Origin of the sequence: Salipaludibacillus aurantiacus (genome assembly GCF_900111295.1) — a bacterium.
Taxonomy (GTDB): Bacteria; Bacillota; Bacilli; order Bacillales; family Salisediminibacteriaceae; genus Salipaludibacillus; species Salipaludibacillus aurantiacus.
Map to the genome: position 1 here is coordinate 61,545 of NZ_FOGT01000010.1, position 24,527 is coordinate 86,071.

Sequence of the window (24,527 nt, forward strand, 5' to 3'; positions counted from 1 at the left end):
ACCCATTATGAATCTGTGAGATGAAAATGGGGGTTTTGGCAATGCCTTTTACTAAAGATGAGCACGCAGCAGATATATATTATGAGAAGGAGGGGAAAGGAATTCCGCTCCTTTTTGTGCATCCTCCTTCGATGGGACATGTAACCTTCCGACGTCAAAAAAGCAGGTTATCCAATGATTATCAAGTCATGACGATGGATTTGAGAGGGAACGGGCGGAGCGGAATGGATGAAAGGCCCCTTTCAATGCCGCTTCTGGCCGAAGACGTCAAAAGGGTTCTTGATGCCGAAAACGTTAAATCAGCCTTTATCTGCGGATATTCAAACGGAGGATCGATCGTTCAGGAAACGGCGATTCAATATCCTGACAGGGTTCGCGGTATTATTCTTATGGGAGGATTCTCCGAAGTAAACAGTTTTCTGTTAAGAAATGAATTTCGCCTCGGCATTTATGCCGCAAGGGCGAAGCAGATGGGCCTTATTGCCAATGTCCTGGCTCTGGCGCACGAACGGGAGCCGCGAAGGAAAAAAGATTTGGCTGACTATGTGAAGCGGATGTCGCCGCACCTGTTAGAACAGTATTACCGGCTTGGACTGGCCTACTCGGCCACAGCCAGGTTAGAACAAATTCAATGTCCGGTGCTGCTGCTTTACGGCAACAGGGACGATTATGTCCATCATTACCGGCACCTGTTCCACGAAAAAGTTTCGGGACCGGTAGAAACCATCCTGTTAGGGGACGTAGGACACCAGCTTCCTACAAAAAAATCATCAGCAGTCCACCACCTCATAAAACAATTTGTTAAAAAGTATAATTAGCCCGGCCGAATCGGGTGGGAATCGGGTAAAAAATCGGGTGGGTGAGAAGTGGGTGCTACCGGAGTGTCAGCCAGGTAACACCCACTCGTGCCTCACAGAGAAATCAAGCGTAAACGAGAGAAAAAGCGAGTCCGAATCGGGTGGGTGAGAAGTGGGTGCTACCGGAGTGTCAGGGAGGTAACACCCACTCGTGTCTCACGCAGGAACAGCCTACCGTAACAGCCTTAGCCCGTTTAGTATGACAAGAATCGTACTTCCTTCATGGCCGATGACCCCTAATGGCAAAGTCAGCTGCTGTGCAAAATTCGCAGCGATTAAAATGAGAATGACAGAAATAGAAAATATCAGGTTTTGAGCCACGATCCGGTTCAGGCGTTTAGACAGCTTAAATGACAAACTGATTTTTTCCAGTTCGCTTTTCATGAGGACCATGTCGGCTGTGTCGATGGCGACGTCAGTGCCAGAGCCCATTGCGATTCCAATGTCAGCCTTAGCCATAGCAGGGGCGTCGTTAATGCCGTCACCTACCATCACTACCGAGCCGTATTTTTCCTTGAGCCGGTCGATTTCCGTCACTTTCCGTTCAGGGAGGCATTGGGATACCCAGTCATCAAGCCCTGCTTCAGCGGCAATGGAAGCTGCTGTGGATTCGTGATCGCCTGTAATCATAATCGTTTTAATTCCAAGGTCATGAAGGTCATCGATTAGTTGTTTCGCTTCAGGGCGGATCTCATCTTTGATGGCTAAGGAAGCAATGATTGTTCCGTTTTTAGATACATAGACCACTGTTTTTCCGTCTGCCTGCCATGCTGTTCTGTGGTTATCAATGGTTTCAGGAAGCGGCTCCTCCTCAGTCGTATCATCTGTTTCCGTACAGCCCGTCATCATCTCGAGATTACCAATTTTCCACTGGGCAGTTCCTATGTCAGCTTTTACACCATATCCCGTCACATCTTCAATGGACTCCACATCGACTGAGCCGCTTATTCCCTGCTTTTTTACAAAAGCGGTGATCGCTCTTGCCAGCGGATGGTTGGACTGGGCTTCAACTGCTGCCACCGTCTTTAATATCCCCTCGGAATCCGCTTTTTCCACAACACAGAAGTCAGTTACGGCTGGCTCTCCTTTAGTAATGGTGCCAGTTTTGTCTAAAGCGACTGCTGAGGCTTTTGACAATTGTTCAAGGTAGGTGCCGCCTTTCATTAGAACGCCCCTTCTTGCGCCGTTTGAAATGGCCGAAAGGAGGGCGGGCATTACTGAGGCAACGACAGCACACGGGGAAGCGACTACCAGAAGAACCATAGCTCTGTAAAAAGTCTCCTGAAAAGGCACAGTGAAAATAAGAGGAGGGATCACTAACATCAGAGCGACGACAATTAATACCGTAATGACGTAAGGGCCTTCAACTTTTTCAATAAACTGCTGGGCAGGGGGGCGGCTGCTTTTTGCCTGTTCGACAAGACCGATCATCTTTTGAAAAAGCGAGTTAGCGTTTTCCTTTGTGACTTCCACCACAATGGAGCCGCGTCCGTTCATTGTTCCGTTGTAAACTTCATCTTTTAAATCTTTATCGACAGGGACAGGCTCCCCGGTAATAGCAGATTCATCAACTGAGGTCGAGCCCCGTACCACGACACCATCTGCCGGTACTCTTTCCCCGCTGCGGATTAGTATGCGATCTCCGACAAGCAGGTCGTCCACCGGCACTGTTTCAAGTTCTTCGCCTGCAGTTACTCGGTTGGCTTCTAAAGGAGCCAATTTAACGAGCGAAGAGAGATCTTTTTCGCTTTTTTGCCAAGTATAGGTTTCCAGGGCGCCGCTCAATGAAAAAATAAAAATCAAAATCGCGCCTTCACTCCAATAGCCGATAGATGCCGCTCCGAGAGCTGCAAGAATCATAAGCATTTCTACATTCAGTGCCCGGTCCTGGATCAAGTCTTCTAATCCTTCTTTTGCTTTGTAGAAGCCCCCAACAGCATAAGAAAGAATGTAAAAAACAATAGCTGCTGTTGCCCAGCCCGGCTCGCCGGCACGGTCAGAGAGAAGGCCTGCTGCAAGAAATATCCCCCCTGAAAGAGACATAATAAGCTGCCGGTGAACAACTAACGCTTTTTTGAACGAGTGCTGGCATGCCAGAATACGCGAGCCGCCTGATTTTAATGGCTGAATTTCCATGATAATCACTCCGTTCTAATTGATAAAGAAATTCATCTTCAGTACCCTTATAAAGCAGAAATTGCTGCCACCAATATCAGGTGACAGCAAAAAATTCCGGGTAATAAAGTATATGAGTGTTTTAATTTTTATTCATTGTCTCTAATTTAATTATACTCTTTTTTTCTTTAATATGAACTGGAAAAGCTACATAAATGGTGACAATGCTGTGCCAATCATTTCCTTTCCTCTTTCAAAAACAGAGCGGTTCCTTACATACTTTAAGGTAATTTCTTCTGAGCATTCATAAAAATCCTTCTCAATTTCCTTTTTAACAGGAAGCACCCAGTCACGGTCCTCAATAATACAATTAATCTCTTTGTTAAGATGAAAACTCCGTTTGTCAAAGTTAGACGTGCCGATATCCATCAGGTAATCGTCAATAACAATTACTTTTGAATGGTAAAACCCTTCTGTAAACTGGCGGATAGTTACTCCTGCTTTTAAAAGGTCCGGAAAATAGGGGAAAGCTGCATCTTTTACGAACGGATGATCGGCATATTTCGGAATAATTAATTTAACGTTAATCCCATTTTTAGCAAGCCTGATTAATTTGTTTTTTAAGATTTTTCCAGGGATAAAATAAGGAGTGCCGATAATAACCGATTCTTTTGCCCTGTCAAGGAGGGAATCCACCATTTCAATCACGTGGGCTCCGTCAGTAGGAATGACTTTCAGAGGGACAGGGCCGGATCCTGCTGGTTTAGACTCGATTTTATTTTCGCCGGTTTTCTCACCGGAGGCCCCGTTCCAGTCAGTGATAAACTGCTTTTGGAAATCCTGAACTGCTTCTCCGCCGACATAGATATGGTAATCTCTCCAGCGGCCCAGATCAGGATCCCGTCCTAAGTATTCATCACCAACATTATACCCGCCTATATATCCGTGAAATCCGTCTATTACCGTTACTTTCCGGTGGTTCCGCACATTCATTGAATAAAACAGTAAAGGAAAAGAGGGGACGTTAGTCTTTTTTATAAGGACGCCTGCTTTTTTAAGAGACTTTTTCTCTTTTTTGGAGATCGCATAGCCGCCCCAGTCCACCATCAGACGGACATCGACTCCCTGGACTGCTTTTTCTTTAAGGAGCTCAAGAAATTTCCGGCCGATATGGTCATCGCGGAAAATAAAAAACTGAATATGAATGTGATGCTCTGCTTTGTCAATCTTATCGAGCATATGGTCAAACAGTTTATCTCCCCGGGGGAAGAAATCGACATGGCTTTTTCTGAGTACGCTTTCTTCCATCGGGCGGATCTTTGAGCGATGGAGTTTAAAACCGATATATAAATCAATAGAAATCCAGGCAATAATGACGGCGATCACAGCTAAGACTATAGTCATATTAATTCCAACTCTCATAAAAGTTTGTCCCCGGTATTATTCCCCATGTCGTGGAAAATCAATCATTCTGGTAAGTAAAAAACCGGCTGCCTGGGCAAACCGGTTTTTCACTCATCATATCAGTTGGATTTATCAAGCATTTTTTTTCCTCCGGGCGCCAGTTGATAAGCGCCCTCTGTTTCTTGTACGAGTCCCATGGAGGCCATGTCTCTCATTGAGCTTCTTATTTTGAACATAGGAATGGCAAGTTCCCTGGACAAGTCTGCTGGGGACTTAGGGGAATTTTCCACTGCCTGTAGAATATTTTTTGCTGATTGTGTCAGTTTGCCGTTACCGTTAACGCAAGCCATTAGTGAATCTCTCCTTTACAGTTGTTTCTTGCAGAAGTACCAGTCAGTACATTCCACACTATCGTCATTGGCACGTTCCTCAGCTTCTTCCTGTGTTTTCGGCGGGGGAACAATGACTTTTTCTCCTGGTTCCCAGTTAGCCGGGGTAGCTACGCCATGTTCATCGGTCGTCTGCAGTCCTTTAATTAACCGGAGGATTTCAGGCATATTTCTTCCGGTTGAAAGAGGATAATAAATGACCGCGCGGACAATTTGCTTATCGTCTATGACAAATACAGCTCGTGACGTTTCTGTGGTGCTCTCGCCAGGCATAATCATGCCGTATTTTTTGGCGACATCTTTATTTAAGTCGGCAATAATAGGGAAGGTCAGTTCTACGCCCATTTTCTCTTTCACGTTTCTTACCCAGGCGATATGGGAGTGGACGCTGTCCACGCTAAGTCCTAGAAGCTCTGTGTTAAGGTCGCGCAGTTCATCGGCGATCTCCTGGAAAGCGATAAATTCGGTTGTGCAAACAGGAGTGAAATCAGCGGGATGCGAGAAGAGAACAACCCAAGACCCTTTGAAATCTTCTAAGCGCAATGTCCCGTGTGTTGTTTCTGCTTCAAAATTCGGCGCAGTATCTCCAATACGGGGAAGTGAGATAACTTTTTCTTCCTGATTCATATTTTCCATGACTTAACCTCTCCTTATTTATAATAATTATTTTGTAATACATCTATTAATTTAATACACCTTAGGGTATAAGTGAAGATTTTTAGCGCAAAATTAGTGTGAATTATTTGTGAAATTAAGAGTGGGAACGTATAGGAACTACTCCAGTTGAAGTGTTAAATGATAATTAGCTAATTTAGTTGAGAAATAAGAAGCTTATTTCATGCGTTTTAACGAGGTGATGGCCGCTGCTTCTTTAGAGACGAGCTGAAAAAAATATACAAAAATTTAAAATAATTGAATAGCACGTCAGGTGTGGTGTTAAATAAAAAAATTATACAAAAAAATCTATGAATGAATACTCATTCATATTTTTCTGTGATATAATAAAATTCAAATTGAAGTTATTTTCTGAATACATTGAAAGGGGATGGTTCCATGAACCCGATTTTAATTAATTGGATCATGTTCATTCTTGTAACCGGTTACGCGGTTTACTTATTCGCTTCACTGGTAAAAACAAGAATGGAATATATCAAGCTTGGTAAGAAACCGGAATTTATTTTGTCGATGAAAGAGCGTAAGGAAGCCATGATGACGATGGTTTTCGGGCAGAAAAAATTATTGAAGGATAAGAAGAGCGGGATTATCCATGTCATCTTTTTCTACGGATTCCTTCTCGTGCAGTTCAGTGCAATTGATGTGATCTGGAAAGGATTAAATCCAGGCAGTCATCTGCCGTTAGGGCCTGTTTACCCTATCTTTACTTTTTTCCAGGAGATAGTGGTCCTCGCCATTCTTGTGGCAGTCGTCTGGGCGTTCCACCGCCGGTATGTTGAAAAACTGGTCAGGCTTAAAAGAAACTTTAAAGCCGGTCTTGTGCTCATCTTTATCGGAGGCTTAATGATTTCAAAACTGTTTGCAAAAGGGATGGAAATGATCTGGCTTGATAAGGCGACAACGGGCGCTGAACCGATTGCATCAGGTATTGCGACCGTCTTTGCAGGAATTGGTCCGACGGCGGCAGGAGCCGGGTTCTTCATTTTCTGGTGGGCGCATCTCTTGTTCCTGCTTACGTTCCTTGTCTATATACCACAATCCAAACACGCCCACTTGATTGCAGGGCCTGCTAATGTATGGGCAGGGCCTACACATAAAAGGGGCCAGCTTGAAGCCATAAATTTTGAAGATGAAGAAGCTGAAAAATTCGGCAAGAATCAAATTGAAGACTTTGACCAGAAACAGCTTCTGGATTTATACGCCTGTGTGGAATGCGGACGCTGTACGAATATGTGTCCGGCTACAGGGACAGGGAAAATGCTGTCACCGATGGATCTCATTATAAAAATGCGGGATCATTTAACAGAAAAAGGGGCGGCTGTAACTTCCAGAAACCCGTGGATGCCAAGCTTTGCTTTTAATAATACAAGAGGAAACCAGCTGGCTGCAGCAGGGAATGAAGAAGCAGCTGCGTCACTGGACTTTAACCCGTATGATGTCAACCTTGTGGGCGACGTTATTACTGAAGAAGAGCTTTGGGCCTGTACAACGTGCCGGAACTGTGAAGACCAGTGCCCGGTTATGAATGAGCATGTAGATAAAATTATTGATATGCGCCGTTACCTTGTTTTAACAGAAGGTAAAATGGATACTGAAGCCCAGCGGACGATGAAAAATATCGAAAAGCAGGGCAACCCTTGGGGGATTAACCGTAAGGAACGTGAAAACTGGCGTGATGCGCGTGAAGACGTAGACGTTCCAACTGTTAAAGAGATGAAAAAACGCGATGAAGATTTTGAATACTTATTCTTTGTCGGTTCTATGGGGTCCTACGACAACAGAAGCCAGAAAATTGCGTTGTCTTTTGCTAAAATCATGAATGAAGCAGGCATTAAATTTGCCATTCTTGGAAACAAGGAAAAGAACTCCGGAGATACGCCGCGCCGCATTGGAAACGAGTTTCTGTTCCAGGAGCTGGCTGCTTCAAACATTCAGGAATTTGAGAAAAATGAGATTAAGAAAATCGTTACGATAGACCCGCATACGTATAATACGTTTAAGAATGAGTATCCTGATTTTGGACTTGAAGCGGAAGTTTATCACCATACGGAACTGATCTACCAGTGGATCAAAGACGGGCTTATTAAGCCGACGCAGGAAGTGAAAGAAACGATCGTTTACCATGACTCCTGTTATCTGGGACGTTACAACGACGTTTACGACCCGCCTCGTGAGATTTTGAAAGCGATTCCGGGTGTTGAACTTGTTGAAATGGAGCGCAACCGCGAAAATGGGATGTGCTGCGGAGCCGGCGGCGGGATGATGTGGATGGAAGAAGATACCGGCACACGTGTCAATGAAGCGCGAACAGAGCAGGCGCTTGCCACCTCTTCCAGTGTCATCGGAAGTGCTTGTCCATACTGCTTAACGATGTTGAGTGACGGAACGAAGGCGAAAGAAGTAGAAGAAGATGTTAAAACAATGGATATTGCGGAAATCGTGGAAAAGTCCATTGTTAAGAAGGAAGAGCCAGTGACAGTTTAACAGCCCCCTATAACTCTATGAAACAAAATTCAAAATATTCGGGTGTCTCGGAAAATTTACGAGACATCCGAATAATTATGTTTTACAATAGACATATGCGACGTTTGTAAGCGCTTAACTATTAAGCTATAAAGCTGCTGAGTGAGCGTTCGATCATTTGTTTTCCTGATGTAAAGTTACTTTGAGAAAGAGTCTGGTACAGGAAAGGCCAAATAACGAAAATAAAGGGAGGAAATTTTTCATGAGTAAAACAGTGATTGTCAGTGGAGCAAGAACACCGGTTGGGAAGCTGGGAGGCGCTTTATCAGGCTTTACAGCCTCACAGCTTGGAGGAAAGGCGATCAAAGCAGCACTTGAACGGGCTGGCCTTGAAGGGCAGGATATTGGCCATGTCATTATGGGATCTGTCCTCCAGGGCGGCCAGGGACAGCTTCCTTCCAGGCAGGCGATGCATGAAGCGGGAATTCCTTGGGAGACAGAAACTGAAACGATCAATAAAGTGTGTGCCTCCGGGATGAGAAGCGTCACACTGGGCGATATCCTGATCCGGGCAAAAGAGCAGGACACGATTGTGGCTGGAGGGATGGAATCCATGAGCCAGGCGCCGTTCTTTGTTAAGGGAGCACGCTTTGGTTTTAAAATGGGTGAACAAAAGTTTCATGACATGATGATCCATGACGGGCTGACTTGTACTTTCACAGGCGTCCATATGGGCAATTACGGAAATAACGTGGCGAAAGAGCATAACCTGACCCGTGAAGCTCAGGATGAGTGGTCTTATCAGAGCCATCAAAAAGCCGGTGCGGCAATTGAATCAGGAAAGTTTAAAGAAGAGATTGTCCCTGTTGAAGTACCGCAGCGCAAAGGCGACCCTCTTGTCGTAGAGAATGATGAATCACCAAGGAAAGATACGTCACTAGAGAGGCTGGGCAAGTTGAAGCCGGTATTCGGAGCCGAAGGCACGATCACTGCCGGTAATGCGCCTGGAGTCAATGACGGAGCCGCTGCGCTCGTCTTAATGTCTGAAGAAAAAGCAAAAGAAAAAGGGCTGGAGCCGCTTGCAACCATTATCGCCCATACCCAGCTGGCAGTAGAGCCTGAAAACTTTCCTAAAACGCCAGGTCTCGTCATAAATAAGCTGCTCGAAAAATCAGGGAAGTCACTCGATGATATCGACCTGATTGAGGTAAATGAAGCATTTGCTGCTGTCTCATTGGCAAGCGGACAAATTGCCGGCCTTGATCCGGAAAAAATAAACGTTAACGGAGGTGCCGTAGCACTTGGGCATCCAATCGGTGCGAGCGGGACAAGAATTATTCTGACGCTTGCTTATGAATTAAAGCGCCGCGGCGGCGGTACAGGCATTGCCTCTATTTGCAGCGGCGGAGGCCAGGGCGATGCGATTATGATCCAGGTGTAAAAGAAGCCAAAGGGTGAAAGCACCAAACACAATAGAGCATAAAAATGACAAGGGGGTTCAGTCTGGTATGGAAATACAAAAGGTTATGGTAATCGGGGCAGGACAAATGGGGGCCGGTATTGCCCAGGTGTGCGCGATGAACGGCTATGATGTGATGCTTCATGACTTAAAGGAAGAATACGTTGAAAAAGGACTTAAAGGGATAAGGAAACAGTTGCAGCGCCAAGTAGAGAAGGACCGGATTTCTGAAACGGATATGGAACGTTTTATGCGGCAGATTCATTCGTCTACACGCCTCAGTAACGCAGAAGAAGCAGATATTGTGATTGAAGCGGCATTGGAGAATATGGAAATAAAGAAAAATATTTTTGCCCAGCTGGACGAGTTTGCGCCTTCCCACGCTATTTTGGCAACCAATACGTCGTCTCTTCCAATTACAGAAATTGCAGCTGAAACAAAGCGTCCTGAAAAAGTGATCGGGATGCACTTTATGAACCCGGTCCCTGTTATGAAACTGGTGGAGGTCATCAGGGGGCTGGCTACTTCAGATGAGACATTTAATACCGTTAAAAGTATGTCGGAATCATTAAAGAAAACACCGGTGGAAGTAAACGACTTCCCTGGTTTTGTATCAAATCGTATTCTCATGCCGATGATCAATGAAGCAATTTATACGGTTTTTGAAGGGGTGGCCACTCCTGAAGATGTGGATGAAGTGATGAAGTTAGGCATGAACCATCCGATGGGCCCTCTGACACTTGCTGATTTTATTGGTCTCGACACGTGTCTGTATATTATGGAAACCCTCCACGAAGGTTTCGGAGATGACAAATACAGGCCTTGCCCGCTTCTGAGAAAATATGTGAAAGCTGGCTGGCTCGGCAAAAAATCAGGCCGTGGTTTTTACAATTACAGCTGATGACAACACATGAGAGGTGACCGCCATGAATTTCACATGGACAGATGAACAGCAGATGATGCAGCGGATGGTGCGCCAGTTTGCTGAAGAAAAAGTAGCCAAAGCGGCCGAACATATGGAGAAAACAGACGAGTTTCCCCGTCACATCGTTAAAGAGATGGGGGAGCTGGGACTGATGGGCATTCCGATTCCCGAGAAATACGGCGGTTCAGAAATGGATTATTCTTCTTATATTCTTGCTATCCATGAACTGTCGAGAGTAAGCGCGGCGGTCGGCGTGATCCTGTCGGTCCACACATCAGTTGGGACTAATCCAATCCTTTATTTCGGTACAGAGGAGCAGAAGCAAAAGTATTTGCCTAAACTGGCTTCCGGCCAGTACCTCGGAGCTTTCGCCCTTTCAGAACCAGGGGCAGGAAGTGATGCTGCGGCAATGAAAACAACAGCTAAAAAGGATGGCAGTCATTATATTTTAAACGGCTCGAAGGCCTGGATTACGAGCGGAGGCGAGGCGGACACGTATATCGTTTTTGCTAAAACTGACCCGGCCGCCGGGAGTAAAGGTGTCAGTGCGTTTATTTTAGAAAAAGATACACCGGGATTTTATGTCCTTCCTAAAGAGAAAAAAATGGGTCTTCACGGCTCCAATACGACCCCTCTGTCGTTTGAAGACTGCCGGATTCCTGCAGAAAATCTGCTGGGGAATGAAGGAGAAGGATTTAAAATCGCAATGGCTAATCTGAATACCGGACGTATAGGGATAGCAGCCCAGTCGCTCGGTATCGCCCATGGAGCGCTCGATGCTGCAGCAGCCTATGCGAAAGAAAGAAAACAGTTTGGAAAACCGATCGGCCAGATGCAGGGGCTTGCTTTTAAACTGGCTGACATGGCGACGGCTTTTGAAGCGGCCAGACTGCTCACGTACCGCGCGGCAGATCTCGTAGCAAAAGGGATGCCGGCAGGGAAAGAAGCTTCCATGGCTAAAATGTTCGCTTCAGATGCGGCGATGAAAATAACAACGGAAGCAATACAGGTTTTCGGCGGTTACGGATATACAAAAGACTATCCAGTTGAGCGGTTCTTCAGGGATGCCAAGGTGACCCAGATTTATGAAGGGACCAATGAAATCCAGCGGATCGTTATTGGTAAACATTATTTAAGAGATTAATATAACTGAAGGGGATGGATACGGTGAATTTTCAACTGACAGATGAGCAGGAAATGATTCGTAAAATGGTACGCGATTTTGCAAAGAACGAAGTGGAGCCGACTGCGGCGGAAAGAGATGAAGAAGAACGGTTCGACCGCGCGATTTTTGACCAGATGGGCGAGCTTGGGCTGACAGGCATTCCGTGGCCTGAGGAATACGGCGGTATCGGAGCTGATTATGTGAGCTACGTGATTGCCGTAGAAGAGCTTTCAAGAGTGTGTGCGTCCACAGGGGTAACCTTATCAGCCCACCTTTCTCTTGCCGGCTGGCCGATTTTCAAATTTGGGTCTGAAGAACAAAAGCAGACGTTCCTTCGACCGATGGCTGAAGGAAAGAAGATGGGTGCTTACGGCCTGACAGAGCCTGGTTCCGGAAGTGATGCGGCTAACATGAAGACAACAGCTAAGCGGGACGGGGACGACTATATCCTAGACGGGTCTAAAATCTTTATTACAAATGGCGGAGAAGCCGATTATTATGTCGTATTTGCTATGACAGACCCTGAGAAAAAGCATAAAGGATGCACTGCCTTTATTGTGGAAAAAGACATGGCAGGTTTCTCAATGGGTAAAAAGGAGAAAAAGCTTGGCATCCGTTCCTCTCCGACACTGGAAATCATTTTCGACGGCGTGCGGGTTCCGCAGGCAAACAGGCTCGGCGAAGAAGGAGAAGGATTTAAAATTGCAATGATGACCCTTGATGGCGGGCGTAACGGAATTGCAGCCCAGGCAGTCGGGATTGCCCAGGGTGCCCTTGACGCTGCTGTTGATTATGCAAAAGAGCGCAAGCAATTCGGGAAAGCGATTGGTACCAACCAGGGAATCGCGTTCAAAATTGCTGAAATGGCTACAAAAGTTGAAGCCTCACGACTGCTCACTTACCAGGCCGCATGGAAAGAGTCGCATAATCTTCCTTACGGTAAAGAATCGGCTATGTCCAAGCTGTTTGCAGGGGATTCTGCGATGGAAGTGACAACTGAAGCCGTCCAGGTATTCGGCGGGTACGGCTATACGAAAGATTACCCTGTCGAGCGTTACATGCGTGACGCTAAAATCACCCAAATTTACGAAGGAACTAACGAAGTTCAACGACTGGTTATCTCTAAAATGCTGTTAAAAGATTAATAGTCTGGTTCCGGCCGGTAATTCCTCAATGAGGGCCAATAAGGGCGGAAAGAGACCAGTCTCTTGCGGACAGTGAACAGGCCCTCCTTAAAAAGGGCCTGTACGGGTTTACAGGCATAACTAATACCAGCTTTATAGAAAGAAAGGATGAGACACGATGGAGAAAAAAATAGCAGATGAACTTTTAAACGGAAAACAACGGGCACTGGCGAAAGCCATCTCCATCGTGGAAGACAGAAAGCCGTCTCACCGGGAACTTATGAAACAGATTTATCCGCATACAGGAAACGCCCATATTATTGGCATTACTGGCTCACCGGGAGCAGGAAAAAGTTCGCTCGTAAACGGGCTTGTCCGTGAATGGCGCAAGAAAGGCCAGTCAGTGGCTATTGCTGCCATAGATCCAACAAGTCCTTTCTCTGGAGGGGCTCTTCTTGGTGACCGGATACGGATGCAGGATCACGAAGATGATGAAGGAGTTTTTATAAGAAGCATGGGGACGAGGGGAAGCCTTGGGGGGTTATCTGAAGCTTGCCAGGACACGGTCCGGCTGATGGAAGCTGCCAAGTTTGACAAGGTGGTTATAGAGACGGTCGGGGTCGGCCAGTCAGAACTGGATATTATGAAGACCGCGGACACGATTGCCCTCGTGCTGTATCCTTCCGGCGGCGACGTCATCCAGGCGTTTAAAGCAGGAATAATGGAAATTGCCGATCTGTTTATTATTAACAAGGCTGATCTTCCCGGTGTGGAACAGCTTAAAGGGGAGCTGGAAGACTTGCTGCATATAACAAGTCTTCCGGAAAGCTGGGAACCGCCGATTTTACCGGCGATCTCTACAGAGAAGCACGGGGTGGCCGAGGTGGCAGAGTCGCTTGATAACCATCACCGGCACTTGCTTTTATCAGAAGAAAAATCTGAACGGCGGATCAGCCAGAAGGAAACCGAAGTGGAACGACGGCTGATTGAGAGATTAAAAGAAGAGTTCACTCCTTATATTAAAGAGTCTCTGAATCAAAACAACCATGGAAAAGGACAGCTGCAAGAAGCTGATCCTTATGAGTTGGCAGAAGTGATATATAAACAGTGGCTGGCAAAAATGCACCGTAATGATGAGAGAGGAGAGTGAGCACGTGAAAAAGAAAGACGTACCGTCATTAGTGAAAGACCAGCGCCTGATTAAAAAAAGGCGGGGCCAGATTATTAAAGCGGCTGTCCTGCTTTTCAACGAAAAAGGCTATCACAAAGCGACGACGAGAGAAGTGGCTAAAGCGTCGGGGTTCAGTATCGGGACGTTGTACGAGTATATCGGTTCTAAAGAAGATATTCTTTACCTCGTCTGTGACGCGGTATATGACGAGGTCATGGGGAAATGGGAAAAATTGAGGGATGGCAACCTGGAAGGCCTGGATCGGCTGTATCAGGTAATAGAAGCTTATTTCAGGGTCATACACAGTCTGCAGGATGAAGTGCTGGTCCTTTACCAGGAGTCCAAATCTTTGTCTGACGATGCCCTCGCATACGTGCTTGAGAAAGAAATGAGTATGAAAGCAATGTTTGAAAAAGAGCTTAAAGAGGCGAGGAACTCAGGAATTATCAGCCTTCATGACGAAGAAATCTCCCTCGCCTGCCATAATATCCTTGTTGCCGGCCACATGTGGACGTTCCGCCGGTGGGCAGTCCAGAGAGACCATGATATTGATTCATATTGTAAATGGCAGATTGCCCAGCTGTTCAGAGGGTTTGGGTTAAACAAAAACATTAACGGCACCTTTCAACTATTAGAAAATAAGCCGGAAACGGAGGAAACGATATGAGCATGTATGAGCCGGTTCATCCAGTCAGATTTGTCACGGCTTCAAGTCTTTTTGATGGTCACGACGCTTCCATCAACATTATGCGCAGGATGCTCCAGGCCTCCGGAGCTGAAGTAATCCATTTAGGGCATAATCGTTCAGTTGATGAAGTGGTCCGGGCAGCAATCCAGGAAGACGTGCAAGGCATCGCCATCTCTTCTTACCAGGGCGGCCATATGGAATATTTCAAGTATCTGCACGATCAGCTGCAGGAAAAAGGAGCAGGCCATATTCAGATTTTCGGCGGAGGCGGAGGGGTCATTATTCCGTCAGAAATAAAAGAACTCCATGATTACGGCATCGCACGTATTTTTTCACCGGAAGACGGCCGTAAACAAGGCCTTCAGGGAATGATAAACGGGATGATGGAAGCCTGTGATTTCGCGACGAGCGCCGTTCAGGATCTTTCTAAAGACTTGCTGCTGGAAAAAGACAGCGGGGCTGTGGCCAGGTTTGTGACGGTCGCTGAAAAGAAAGCATTCGGCGAAACGATGACGAAAGATGAACAAGAACAGTTTCAGCAGGCGCTTCTCGACGGCGAACTGCCGAAAGCGCCGGTACTTGGAATTACCGGGACTGGAGGAGCGGGTAAAAGTTCGTTGACTGATGAGCTCGTCAGGCGTTTTCTCATGGCGTTTCCTGATAAACATATTGCGATATTATCTGTTGATCCGACGAAAAAGAAAACGGGGGGGGCACTTCTCGGGGACCGGATCCGTATGAACGCTATCGATTCTCCAAGGGTGTATATGCGCTCGCTCGCTACAAGGGACAGCCGGCAGGAACTGTCTAAAGCAATTTCCGAAGCGATTCCTGTTGTCAAACGGGCAGGCTATGACCTGGTCATTGTGGAAACAAGCGGGATCGGCCAGGGAGATGCAGCTATAACCGATGTGGCGGATGTCTCAATGTATGTCATGACCAGCGAGTTTGGCGCACCGTCACAGCTGGAAAAAATAGATATGATTGATTTTGCTGATTTAATTGCTATTAATAAATTTGACCGTAAAGGCAGTGAGGATGCGCTTAGAGAAGTAAGGAAGACCTACCAGCGCAGCCATACCCGCTTTGAAGAGGATCCGGAAGCTATGCCGGTCTATGGCACAATGGCCAGCCAGTTTAACGACCCGGGGACAAACCGTCTTTTTTATGAAATGGTTCAAGTGATTAATCAGAAGTACGAAAAAGACTGGCAGACGGAGCTTGGCAAGGGCGATGAGATTAAGCTTCGCAACGCGGTAATTCCTGCCGACCAGATCCACTACTTGCGGGAAATTGCCAGGACGGTGAAAGGGTACCACGGGGAGACAGAAGCGGAAGTCAGCAAAGCCCGGCGGGTTTTCCAGCTTGAAGGGACTCTTGAACTTCTTGAAGAGCACTCAGCCTCGGATACCGATACGGCAGAACTGGAAAAGCTGCGCGACTATTACCGCACCTCCATGCTTCCTGAAGCTCAAAAGGCTTTGGAAACATGGGAAGATAAGAAAAAAGCTTATAAAGAAGACCAGTATGTCATTAAGATCCGGGATAAAGAGATAGTGACCGATATTCAAACGAAAAGCTTATCAGGGCTTAACATTCCGAAAGTCTCTCTGCCTAAATTTGCTGATTACGGAGAGATTATCCGCTGGATCCGCAGCGAGAATGTTCCTGGTGAATTCCCTTATACGGCAGGCGTCTTTCCTTTTAAACGGAAAGGGGAAGACCCTAAGCGGCAGTTTGCCGGTGAAGGGGGCCCGGCGAGAACAAACCGCCGCTTCCACTACCTGTCAAAAGATGATGAGGCGAAGCGTTTAAGCACGGCGTTTGATTCGGTGACATTATACGGGGAAGATCCGGACCACAGGCCGGACATTTACGGTAAAGTCGGCGAGAGCGGAGTGAGCATTTGTACGCTGGATGATATGAAAACATTGTACAGCGGATTTGACCTAGTCGACCCGTCCACATCCGTTTCGATGACGATTAACGGGCCTGCGCCGATCATTCTGGCGATGTTTATGAATACGGCGATCGACCAGCAGCTTGACCGCTTCCGTGAACAGGAAGGCCGTGAGCCATCTCCGGAAGAAGCAGCTGATATCAGGGCTAAAACGTTATCGGTTGTGCGGGGCACTGTTCAGGCTGATATTTTAAAAGAAGACCAGGGGCAGAATACTTGTATTTTCTCCACTGAATTTGCTCTAAGGCTGATGGGGGACATCCAGCAGTACTTTATCGACCATAAAGTTCGCAATTACTATTCTGTATCCATCAGTGGCTATCATATAGCTGAAGCGGGGGCAAACCCGATCAGCCAGCTGGCGTTCACCCTTTCCAACGGGTTTACCTATGTTGAGTATTATCTGAGCCGGGGAATGAACGTCAATGACTTTGCTCCGAATCTGTCCTTCTTCTTCAGTAACGGTCTCGATCCGGAATATACAGTTATTGGCCGGGTGGCCAGGCGTATATGGGCAGTCGCCATGAAAAACAAATATGGAGCCAATGAACGGAGTCAAAAGCTGAAATATCACATCCAGACGTCAGGGCGTTCCCTCCATGCGCAGGAAGTGGATTTCAATGATATCAGAACCACACTCCAGGCTTTGCTTGCCATTTATGATAACTGTAATTCGCTTCATACGAACGCATACGATGAAGCGGTGACCACGCCGACTGAAGAAAGTGTCCGGCGGGCTATGGCGATTCAGATGATTATTACGAAAGAAATGGGGCTCGCTAAAAATGAAAATCCGCAGCAAGGGTCCTTTATAGTTGAAGAACTGACTGACCTGGTGGAAGAAGCTGTTCTGCTTGAGATGGAGCGGATCAGCGACCGCGGCGGGGTCCTTGGCGCAATGGAGACACAGTACCAGCGCGGAAAAATCCAGGAAGAGTCCCTGCTGTACGAGACGAAAAAGCACAGCGGTGAGCTGCCGATTATCGGGGTCAATACGTATCTTAACCCGAACCCGCCAACTGAAGAAGAATTCGATATGGAACTCGCCAGAGCGTCTAAAGATGAAAAAGAAGCGCAAATTGAAGATTTGAGAAAGTTCCAGAGTGAGAATGAAGAGCAGACAGAAGAAGCGCTGCACCGATTAAAACAAACAGCCCTCTCAGGAGGAAACCTGTTCGAAGAACTGATGCGCACCGTCCGCTCCGCAAGCCTCGGTCAAATTACCGGCGCCCTTTACGAAGTAGGCGGGCAATACAGACGAAACCTTTAAAAATGCCAGCATAAACCGGCCCCTCCCGGAGGAGCCGGTTTATTTTCCAGTAAATGGGGGGTCTGACCCCGTTTTGCAGATTCTTTTCATTTGGCTGGTAGCCGGCCCCGTCAAAAAACTTCGTCTGACTATGGCATAAATGATAAAATTGTGTTTATAATGGAAGGTATGGATTTACAGGCTGGCAAATAAAGACTGACTAATAACTGTAACAAATTACTTATGTAATACTTCTATAAGATCAAAAAGGTTTAAAAGCAGCAGCCTTTTTAGTACTTTAACAAAGTATCGCTCTGTTAAAGGATTAAATCAGTATAAAAAATCTAAGGTTTTTGCTGGAAATTGCCAGTAAGCCCGGATTTACTGAAGAAAAATTGCCAATATTTATGGTGAAAGGATGTGCCCATAATGAGTTTAAAGGATTTTACTGAAGAACAGCTTCAGGAAACATCAATGATTGAAATTGCCAACGAGCTTCTCACTGAACAAAACAATCCGATCGAGTACCACTCTCTGCTGAAACAGGTGGGTGAGGCTAAAGGACTTTCCGATGAGCAGCTGACAAACCGGATCTCCCATCTTTATACCGAAATGTCCATGGACGGCCGTTTCGTTAATTTAGGAGATAACCGCTGGGGGCTCCGCTCCTGGTATCCATTCGACCAGACGGAAGAAGACCTTTCCCAGGAAGCGACTAAAGCGCGGAAAAAGCGAGCTAAGGAGAAAGAGGAAGAGGAAGGATTTTACGATGATCTTTCTGAAGACTTTGATGAATTCGAAGATCTGGAAGATGAGCTGGATGACCTCGCCAACGAAGAAGATACAGACTTTGATGAAGTGGAAGATGATGATTTCACGGATACCAATGATGATAACGAAACAAGCGATGAAGAAACTGAGGAAGATGAACGTTAATAATAAGCTTGACTTTTCCCTCTGATATCGCTAAAATCATTTTTGGGCTTTACAAAAAGTTTAACTAAAAAGCTAATGACATATAAGAAAGGAAAGCGCCATAGTGTGCTGGCCTTTCTAAAAACAAAAGTGCCCCCTTTTACCTTATGTGGAAAGAGGGGGCCTTTTGTTTTTTTAATTTTATATAACTGTTGAAGCAGACTAACTGTCACAACAGATTTTTATAATCACCCCGGCGAATATCTAAATCATTAAAAAGTGAGGGAAAGAATCATGTCAACAAAGTATATTTTTGTCACAGGCGGAGTTGTATCATCATTAGGGAAAGGGATTACTGCTGCTTCCCTTGGGCGTTTGCTGAAAAACAGAGGAATGAAAGTGACTATCCAGAAGTTTGACCCGTATATTAACGTGGACCCAGGAACAATGAGCCCGTACCAGCACGGAGAAGTATTTGTCACAAACGATGGGGCTGAAACAGACCTCGACTTAGGGCATTATGAAAGGTTTATCGATATTAATTTAAATAAATACAGCAACGTCACTACAGGGAAAGTCTACTCTTCCGTCTTGAAAAAAGAGCGTCGCGGTGACTACCTGGGCGGGACTGTCCAGGTCATCCCTCATATTACCAATGAAATTAAAGAGCGTGTCTTCCAGGCGGCGAAAGAAGGAAACCCGGATGTTGTCATTACTGAAATTGGCGGAACTGTCGGGGATATTGAGAGCTTGCCTTTCCTCGAAGCAATCAGACAAATTAAAGGGGATGTAGGCGGAGAGAATGTTATGTATATCCACTGTACATTAATTCCTTACCTTGCAGCTGCCGGTGAAATGAAATCAAAGCCGACACAGCACAGTGTTAAAGAACTTCGCAGCCTGGGCATTCAGCCTAACGTGATTGTCGTACGGACTGAGCGCCCTGTCCCTGAAGAAATGAAGGATAAGATTGCTCTTTTCTGTGATATTGACAAAAATGCAGTCATTGAAGCCCGGGATGCCGGAACACTGTATCAGGTACCGCTCGATCTTCAGGAACAGAAACTTGATCAGTTTGTTTGCGATTATTTGAATCTTCCTTGCGGCGAAGCGGATATGACTGAATGGCTCGGCCTCGTTGAAAAAGTGACTAACTTGTCTAAAAAAGTCCGTATTGCCCTTGTAGGAAAGTATGTCGCTCTTCCAGACGCCTATTTATCAGTGGCTGAAGCAATGAAGCATGCAGGCTTTGCTTTTGATGCCGATGTAGAAATCGACTGGGTCAACTCCGAAGAAGTGACAAAAGAGAATGTGGCTGAGAAGCTGGCAGGCGCTGATGGCATCTTAGTTCCTGGCGGATTTGGAGACAGAGGAATTGAAGGTAAAATAAATGCCATTCAATTTGCCAGAGAAAATAAAGTGCCATTCCTCGGCATCTGCCTTGGAATGCAGCTCGCATCCGTAGAATTTGCCCGGAACGTATTAGGTTACGAAGGGGCCAACTCAGCAGAACTGGACCCTGAAACAAGCCACGCGATTATTGATTTGCTTCCTGAACAAAAAGATGTAGAAGACTTTGGCGGCACACTTCGGCTTGGCCTCTATCCTTGTAAACTTAAAGAAGGCACACAAGCTTACAGCGCCTATGACGAGCAAGTGATTTATGAACGCCACCGTCACCGTTATGAATTTAACAACGAGTACCGCGAGCAAATGGAAGAAAAAGGCTTTATCTTCTCAGGGGTGAGCCCGGACGGCCGTCTCGTTGAGATTATTGAAGTGGAAGACCACCCGTTTTTTATGGCTTCCCAGTTTCATCCTGAATTCGTTTCCCGGCCGACACGTCCGCAGCCTCTGTTCAGAGATTTTATCGAGGCGAGCACAGCTGGAAAATAAAAAATAACAGTAAATCAAACCGTTTCATCCATGCCTGCGTTTTGCAGGCAGGTGGTGAGGCGGTTTTTTTATGTGCAGGCATTGGTTTCGTTAAGCTGATGTTTTTCAATAAAAAAAGGGTTCCAGCTCCATGTGTCAAATACTACTAGAAGAAGTAACTTCTTCTTCCTTTTAGTAAAAGTGCTTTTAGCGATGGTCTATACGAGGTCGTGCCGTTGCGGAATCGTAAAGGAAGCGGCAACGGCCGGTAATTTAAACCAAAGAGGTGAAAAGAATGGATCAAGTGACACATGCTATTCAAGACTACTATCCTGAAGACTTTGCCCACTGCTTCGGATGCGGGAGAATGAATGAACAGGGGCACCAGTTCCGTACTGGCTGGGACGGAGACAAAACTGTAACGATTTATTCGCCTAAGGAAAAACACAAAGCAATTCCAGGCTTCGTATACGGCGGACTGATCGCTTCTCTTGTGGACTGCCACGGGACCGGTTCGGCAGCGCTGGTTAAGCACAGGGACAATGGCCTGGAGCCGGAAGACGCGGAAGACGCTCCCCGCTTCGTAACAGGATCACTGGCAGTGAAATATTTAAAGCCGACCCCCCAGGGAGTCCCGCTGCGTGCGGTAGGAACGCATGAGAAGACAGAGGGTAAGAAAATTACAATAAAAGTGGACGTTTATGCTGAAGATGCCCTTGTAGTAACAGGAGAGGTCACAGCTGTAGAAATGCCGGATACATTTAAAAAATAACTTTTCATTAAAAAAGGCGGCTGCCTGATTTAAAATTAGGCAGCTGCCTCTACTTATATAAGAGGGTCTTCTCAAATCAGTCGAGACGGACGCCCCCTTTGCCTCCCGGAATAGAAAAATCCCCGCTCCTTTGATCACATGTCATGTTCTTCAAGAATTTCCATAACTGAAAAGTATAAATGATAATAAATGTGGAGCCCTATTAAAAGGTGGGGTTTGCCAATTCGGTTTCCTGATTCCATCGGAACAAGCCCGTGCTGGATATGAGTGTTAAACGAGAAATCAGCTTTCTCCTGCCATACATTTTTTTCTTCACTACCTCCTGAATAGATGGAAATAACGGTGGCGCCCTGCTTTTTTGCTTCATCTGCCAATTGCTCTAAATGCGGGTTTTCCAGGCTTGATGAGGCAGTAACAAGCGTATCCATTTCAGTAAAAGAGGGGTCTTTGCCTATTTTAATGCTCCCGGGGATCCGGTCTTCTCCCGAACATGCCTGAATCGTTAATCCTTCCATTTCATTATCGCCGCACCATAAAAGGCGGCCGTCACTTATGACGCTCTGGGCTATGGCTCGTGACGCATCTTCTATGTCTTCTTCATAGTTATTCAAACGTTTGATTAAACCTGTCAATTGAGTGGTGAAAATCTTCATTTTTCAATAGTCTCCTTTCTGAAGAGTGATCTGTAAAAATTATTTTACCAGTTATGGGCAGGGTTTTCCCACACGACTGGAGAAATAGATAAAATAACCGGAAGTTGTTTTTTATCGAACAGTCCGATATAGTTATATCTAAAGTAGTGGTAAAACGGTAGATACTTACATAATTATGGCGAATTTCTAAAAGATAGCTCTGTTTTACTAGAGGAATTTGTATAGTTTTAGAGAATGTCTTATTTAAAGAAGGATAAAACATTCGTAATTATCATTCAATTTAATAGACCGAAGACTGGATGGGGAGGACGTTTTATGAGCGAAAAAGTGCTGATAGTAGATGATCAATTCGGGATTCGTGTCCTTTTGAAGGAAGTATTTGAAAAAGATGGATATGAAACTTATGATGCTTCCAATGGAAAACTGGCACTTGAACTGATTGAAGAAAAACAGCCGGACCTTATACTGCTTGATATGAAAATTCCGGGAATGGACGGGCTTGAAATTCTGAGGGAAATCCGCAACCGGGATTTAAACGTCAACGTCATTATGATGACGGCTTACGGAGAGCTTGAAATGATAAACGAAGCAAAGAAACTTGGCGCGATAGCCCACTTCGCCAAGCCGTTTGATATTGATGAAGTCCGCAGAAAAATCCGCACCTTTTTCGATTCTTAAAAGCCGGCTTTATTTTTGTGAATGAATTTGTCATAATATAAACGTGAAAAACACAAGCTATATGCTATAATGAGTGTGTGCGTCTGTCGAAATGTAAGCCCGAGACCGCGGAAGTTCAAGGCTTTTTTTCACTTAAAACGTCCGAAACGTACAAATGGCAAAGATTAAGGGGCGGGCAGTTTCCCTCAAATCGTGTTATTTGTATGTTTGTTTTGTGAAAGCATATCAGGTCAGACGAATCACGCACGGTAAATCAAAGGAGGATTTAAAGAATGCCTTTAGTATCAATGAAAGAAATGCTCGAAACAGCAAAAGAAAACTCTTATGGAGTCGGCCAGTTTAACTTGAACAACCTTGAGTTTACTCAGGCGATTCTGCAAGCAGCCCAGGAAGAACAGTCACCGGTTATTTTAGGTGTATCTGAAGGTGCTGCCCGCTACATGGGAGGTTTCTATACCGTTGTATCAATGGTTGAAGCACTTATGGCAGATTATGAAATCACAGTTCCAGTAGCTATTCACTTGGACCATGGTTCAAGCTTTGAAAAGTGTGTGGAAGCAATGTACGCCGGGTTTACATCTGTTATGATTGACGGATCTCACTACCCGCTTGCGGAAAACATTGCGTTAACTAAAAAAGTGGTTGATGTGGCTCACACATTAGGTGTATCTGTAGAAGCTGAGCTTGGCAGAATCGGCGGCCAGGAAGATGACCTGGTTGTCAGCGATGCTGAAGCTGCTTATGCAATTCCTGCTGAATGTGACCAGTTAATCCGCGAAACAAAGGTAGACTGCTTCGCGCCTGCATTAGGTTCAGTCCACGGTCCTTATAAAGGGGAACCAAACCTTGGATTTGACCGCATGGAAGAGATCTCTAACCTGACTGATGTTCCTCTTGTTCTTCACGGCGGAACTGGCATTCCGACTCATGACATCAAAAAGGCGATTTCTTTCGGTACAGCTAAGATCAACGTTAACACTGAGAACCAGATTTCTTCAGTAAAGCGTGTTCGTGAGGTATTAAACGAGAACCCTGAAATGATCGACCCTCGTAAATATCTTGGACCTGCCCGTGAAGCAATCAAAGAAACAGTTATTGGTAAAATGCGCGAATTCGGATCTTCCGGAAAAGCTTAAATTCAGTATACTGACAGCACCAACACCCGTTGGTGCTGTTATAATCACTTAATAGTAAGCGCTATCACAATGACTATGACTTTGGATGGAGAGGTGAAACGATGAAGTTTTTCATTGATACGGCTAATACAGATGAAATTAAAGAGGCTAATTCTTTAGGTATTCTGGCAGGGGTGACCACCAACCCTTCACTCGTTGCAAAAGAAGGAGTGGATTTTCATGAGAGGCTCCGGGAAATTACAAACATTGTTCCCGGCTCTGTGAGCGCGGAAGTCATTGCGACCGATGCGGAAGGAATGATTAAAGAAGGTAAAGAGCTTGCAGCTATTGCTCCGAATATTACAGTTAAAGTGCCAATGACACTGGAAGGGTTAAAAGCTGTCCGGACGTTCAGCGAATTAAATATTAAAACGAATGTAACCCTTGTTTTCTCGGCAAACCAGGCACTCCTGGCGGCACGTGCAGGCGCTTCATATGTATCGCCGTTTCTCGGGCGGCTTGATGATATCGGGCATAACGGCCTGGATCTGATCAAAACAATTTCAGAAATGTTTTACCTTCATGAAATTGAAACAGAAATTATCGCAGCATCGATCCGCCACCCTCAGCATGTGGCTGAATCAGCTATGAGCGGGGCGCATATTGCCACAATGCCTCTTAAAGTGATAGAGCAGTTAGTTAAACATCCTTTAACAGACCTCGGAATCGAAAAATTCCTGACCGACTGGAATAAGGCTAATAAATAAAACATGAAAGAGAGGCACCTTCTCGAAGGTGCCTTTCTTTCTATAGTATAGTAAACTTTACCCATCTTCTGAAAATTGATTGTCTAAATGACCGGTACATCGTGTAAA

20 protein-coding genes are annotated in these 24,527 nt (G+C 45.7%); 15 read left to right on the top strand and 5 right to left on the bottom strand.

All coding sequences use genetic code 11. From position 1 onward, the window contains the following. The first annotated feature begins 20 nt into the window (after positions 1-20). Complete coding sequence (locus BMW59_RS13180) at positions 21-818, top strand: alpha/beta fold hydrolase (protein WP_093052958.1); 798 nt, start codon at positions 21-23, stop codon at positions 816-818. Positions 819-1,028: 210 nt separating this feature from the next. Here the strand turns inward: BMW59_RS13180 and BMW59_RS13185 are convergent, their stop codons facing one another. The 4 genes from BMW59_RS13185 to BMW59_RS13200 all read right to left on the bottom strand — a co-directional run bounded on the left by BMW59_RS13185 (position 1,029) and on the right by BMW59_RS13200 (position 5,401). Beyond that, complete coding sequence (locus tag BMW59_RS13185; protein WP_093052961.1) at positions 1,029-2,993, bottom strand: heavy metal translocating P-type ATPase; 1,965 nt, start codon at positions 2,991-2,993, stop codon at positions 1,029-1,031. 186 nt (positions 2,994-3,179) lie between these two features. Further along, positions 3,180-4,376: a cardiolipin synthase gene (gene cls, locus BMW59_RS13190; protein WP_245733106.1), complete on the bottom strand. Its 1,197-nt coding sequence runs from the start codon at positions 4,374-4,376 to the stop codon at positions 3,180-3,182. Between the two features lie 119 nt (positions 4,377-4,495). After that, complete coding sequence (locus BMW59_RS13195) at positions 4,496-4,726, bottom strand: hypothetical protein (RefSeq protein WP_093052964.1); 231 nt, start codon at positions 4,724-4,726, stop codon at positions 4,496-4,498. Between the two features lie 15 nt (positions 4,727-4,741). Next, a complete protein-coding gene (locus tag BMW59_RS13200; protein ID WP_093052968.1) occupies positions 4,742-5,401 on the bottom strand; it encodes a peroxiredoxin in 660 nt (219 codons plus the stop codon). Between the two features lie 417 nt (positions 5,402-5,818). On the opposite strand from BMW59_RS13200, the gene BMW59_RS13205 reads away from it, so the two are divergent. From BMW59_RS13205 to BMW59_RS13255, 11 genes are all read left to right on the top strand, one after another. Further along, a complete protein-coding gene (locus tag BMW59_RS13205; RefSeq protein WP_093052971.1) occupies positions 5,819-7,924 on the top strand; it encodes a (Fe-S)-binding protein in 2,106 nt (701 codons plus the stop codon). 241 nt (positions 7,925-8,165) lie between these two features. Next, positions 8,166-9,344: an acetyl-CoA C-acetyltransferase gene (locus tag BMW59_RS13210; RefSeq protein WP_093052974.1), complete on the top strand. Its 1,179-nt coding sequence runs from the start codon at positions 8,166-8,168 to the stop codon at positions 9,342-9,344. Positions 9,345-9,411: 67 nt separating this feature from the next. After that, complete coding sequence (locus BMW59_RS13215; protein WP_093052977.1) at positions 9,412-10,263, top strand: 3-hydroxybutyryl-CoA dehydrogenase; 852 nt, start codon at positions 9,412-9,414, stop codon at positions 10,261-10,263. 25 nt (positions 10,264-10,288) lie between these two features. Continuing rightward, a complete protein-coding gene (locus tag BMW59_RS13220) occupies positions 10,289-11,431 on the top strand; it encodes an acyl-CoA dehydrogenase (protein ID WP_093052980.1) in 1,143 nt (380 codons plus the stop codon). 23 nt (positions 11,432-11,454) lie between these two features. Then, a complete protein-coding gene (locus tag BMW59_RS13225; protein ID WP_093052983.1) occupies positions 11,455-12,597 on the top strand; it encodes an acyl-CoA dehydrogenase in 1,143 nt (380 codons plus the stop codon). A 157-nt stretch (positions 12,598-12,754) separates the two neighbouring features. Beyond that, positions 12,755-13,726, top strand: coding sequence for a methylmalonyl Co-A mutase-associated GTPase MeaB (meaB, locus tag BMW59_RS13230; protein WP_093052986.1), 972 nt, complete (start codon positions 12,755-12,757; stop codon positions 13,724-13,726). Between the two features lie 4 nt (positions 13,727-13,730). Next, a complete protein-coding gene (locus BMW59_RS13235; RefSeq protein WP_093052989.1) occupies positions 13,731-14,414 on the top strand; it encodes a TetR/AcrR family transcriptional regulator in 684 nt (227 codons plus the stop codon). Between the two features lie 2 nt (positions 14,415-14,416). Beyond that, positions 14,417-17,665: a fused isobutyryl-CoA mutase/GTPase IcmF gene (icmF, locus tag BMW59_RS13240; RefSeq protein WP_093053245.1), complete on the top strand. Its 3,249-nt coding sequence runs from the start codon at positions 14,417-14,419 to the stop codon at positions 17,663-17,665. Positions 17,666-18,073: 408 nt separating this feature from the next. Continuing rightward, complete coding sequence (rpoE, locus tag BMW59_RS13245) at positions 18,074-18,580, top strand: DNA-directed RNA polymerase subunit delta (RefSeq protein WP_093052992.1); 507 nt, start codon at positions 18,074-18,076, stop codon at positions 18,578-18,580. A gap of 273 nt (positions 18,581-18,853) precedes the next feature. Next, on the top strand, positions 18,854-20,455 hold the full coding sequence (locus BMW59_RS13250) for a CTP synthase (protein WP_093052995.1): 1,602 nt from the start codon (positions 18,854-18,856) through the stop codon (positions 20,453-20,455). 274 nt (positions 20,456-20,729) lie between these two features. Beyond that, positions 20,730-21,206, top strand: a complete 477-nt coding sequence (locus BMW59_RS13255) for a PaaI family thioesterase (protein WP_093052998.1) — start codon at positions 20,730-20,732, stop codon at positions 21,204-21,206. A gap of 134 nt (positions 21,207-21,340) precedes the next feature. Here BMW59_RS13255 and BMW59_RS13260 read toward each other — a convergent pair whose 3' ends face one another. Continuing rightward, positions 21,341-21,859, bottom strand: a complete 519-nt coding sequence (locus BMW59_RS13260) for a DUF2529 family protein (protein WP_093053001.1) — start codon at positions 21,857-21,859, stop codon at positions 21,341-21,343. Between the two features lie 315 nt (positions 21,860-22,174). Between BMW59_RS13260 and BMW59_RS13265 the strand changes: the two genes are divergently transcribed. The 3 genes from BMW59_RS13265 (at position 22,175) to fsa (ending at position 24,419) form a co-directional block, all read left to right on the top strand. Further along, positions 22,175-22,537, top strand: a complete 363-nt coding sequence (locus BMW59_RS13265; RefSeq protein WP_093053004.1) for a response regulator — start codon at positions 22,175-22,177, stop codon at positions 22,535-22,537. 272 nt (positions 22,538-22,809) lie between these two features. After that, positions 22,810-23,673, top strand: a complete 864-nt coding sequence (fba, locus tag BMW59_RS13270; protein ID WP_093053007.1) for a class II fructose-1,6-bisphosphate aldolase — start codon at positions 22,810-22,812, stop codon at positions 23,671-23,673. 101 nt (positions 23,674-23,774) lie between these two features. Further along, entirely contained in the window at positions 23,775-24,419 is a 645-nt protein-coding gene (fsa, locus tag BMW59_RS13275) for a fructose-6-phosphate aldolase (protein WP_093053010.1), read from the top strand. The last annotated feature ends 108 nt before the right edge of the window (positions 24,420-24,527 follow it).

Bases quoted from the DNA above. Each gene is read 5' to 3' on its own strand.
- BMW59_RS13180 (WP_093052958.1), top strand. From the start codon at position 21: ATGAAAATGGGGGTTTTGGCAATGCCTTTTACTAAAGATGAGCACGCA.
- BMW59_RS13210 (WP_093052974.1), top strand. From the start codon at position 8,166: ATGAGTAAAACAGTGATTGTCAGTGGAGCAAGAACACCGGTTGGGAAG.
- BMW59_RS13260 (WP_093053001.1), bottom strand. From the start codon at position 21,859: ATGAAGATTTTCACCACTCAATTGACAGGTTTAATCAAACGTTTGAAT.
- BMW59_RS13220 (WP_093052980.1), top strand. From the start codon at position 10,289: ATGAATTTCACATGGACAGATGAACAGCAGATGATGCAGCGGATGGTG.
- BMW59_RS13265 (WP_093053004.1), top strand. From the start codon at position 22,175: ATGAGCGAAAAAGTGCTGATAGTAGATGATCAATTCGGGATTCGTGTC.
- BMW59_RS13195 (WP_093052964.1), bottom strand. From the start codon at position 4,726: ATGGCTTGCGTTAACGGTAACGGCAAACTGACACAATCAGCAAAAAAT.
- fba (WP_093053007.1), top strand. From the start codon at position 22,810: ATGCCTTTAGTATCAATGAAAGAAATGCTCGAAACAGCAAAAGAAAAC.
- BMW59_RS13185 (WP_093052961.1), bottom strand. From the start codon at position 2,993: ATGGAAATTCAGCCATTAAAATCAGGCGGCTCGCGTATTCTGGCATGC.
- cls (WP_245733106.1), bottom strand. From the start codon at position 4,376: ATGACTATAGTCTTAGCTGTGATCGCCGTCATTATTGCCTGGATTTCT.
- BMW59_RS13215 (WP_093052977.1), top strand. From the start codon at position 9,412: ATGGAAATACAAAAGGTTATGGTAATCGGGGCAGGACAAATGGGGGCC.
- rpoE (WP_093052992.1), top strand. From the start codon at position 18,074: ATGAGTTTAAAGGATTTTACTGAAGAACAGCTTCAGGAAACATCAATG.
- fsa (WP_093053010.1), top strand. From the start codon at position 23,775: ATGAAGTTTTTCATTGATACGGCTAATACAGATGAAATTAAAGAGGCT.
- BMW59_RS13205 (WP_093052971.1), top strand. From the start codon at position 5,819: ATGAACCCGATTTTAATTAATTGGATCATGTTCATTCTTGTAACCGGT.
- meaB (WP_093052986.1), top strand. From the start codon at position 12,755: ATGGAGAAAAAAATAGCAGATGAACTTTTAAACGGAAAACAACGGGCA.
- icmF (WP_093053245.1), top strand. From the start codon at position 14,417: ATGTATGAGCCGGTTCATCCAGTCAGATTTGTCACGGCTTCAAGTCTT.
- BMW59_RS13200 (WP_093052968.1), bottom strand. From the start codon at position 5,401: ATGGAAAATATGAATCAGGAAGAAAAAGTTATCTCACTTCCCCGTATT.
- BMW59_RS13250 (WP_093052995.1), top strand. From the start codon at position 18,854: ATGTCAACAAAGTATATTTTTGTCACAGGCGGAGTTGTATCATCATTA.
- BMW59_RS13255 (WP_093052998.1), top strand. From the start codon at position 20,730: ATGGATCAAGTGACACATGCTATTCAAGACTACTATCCTGAAGACTTT.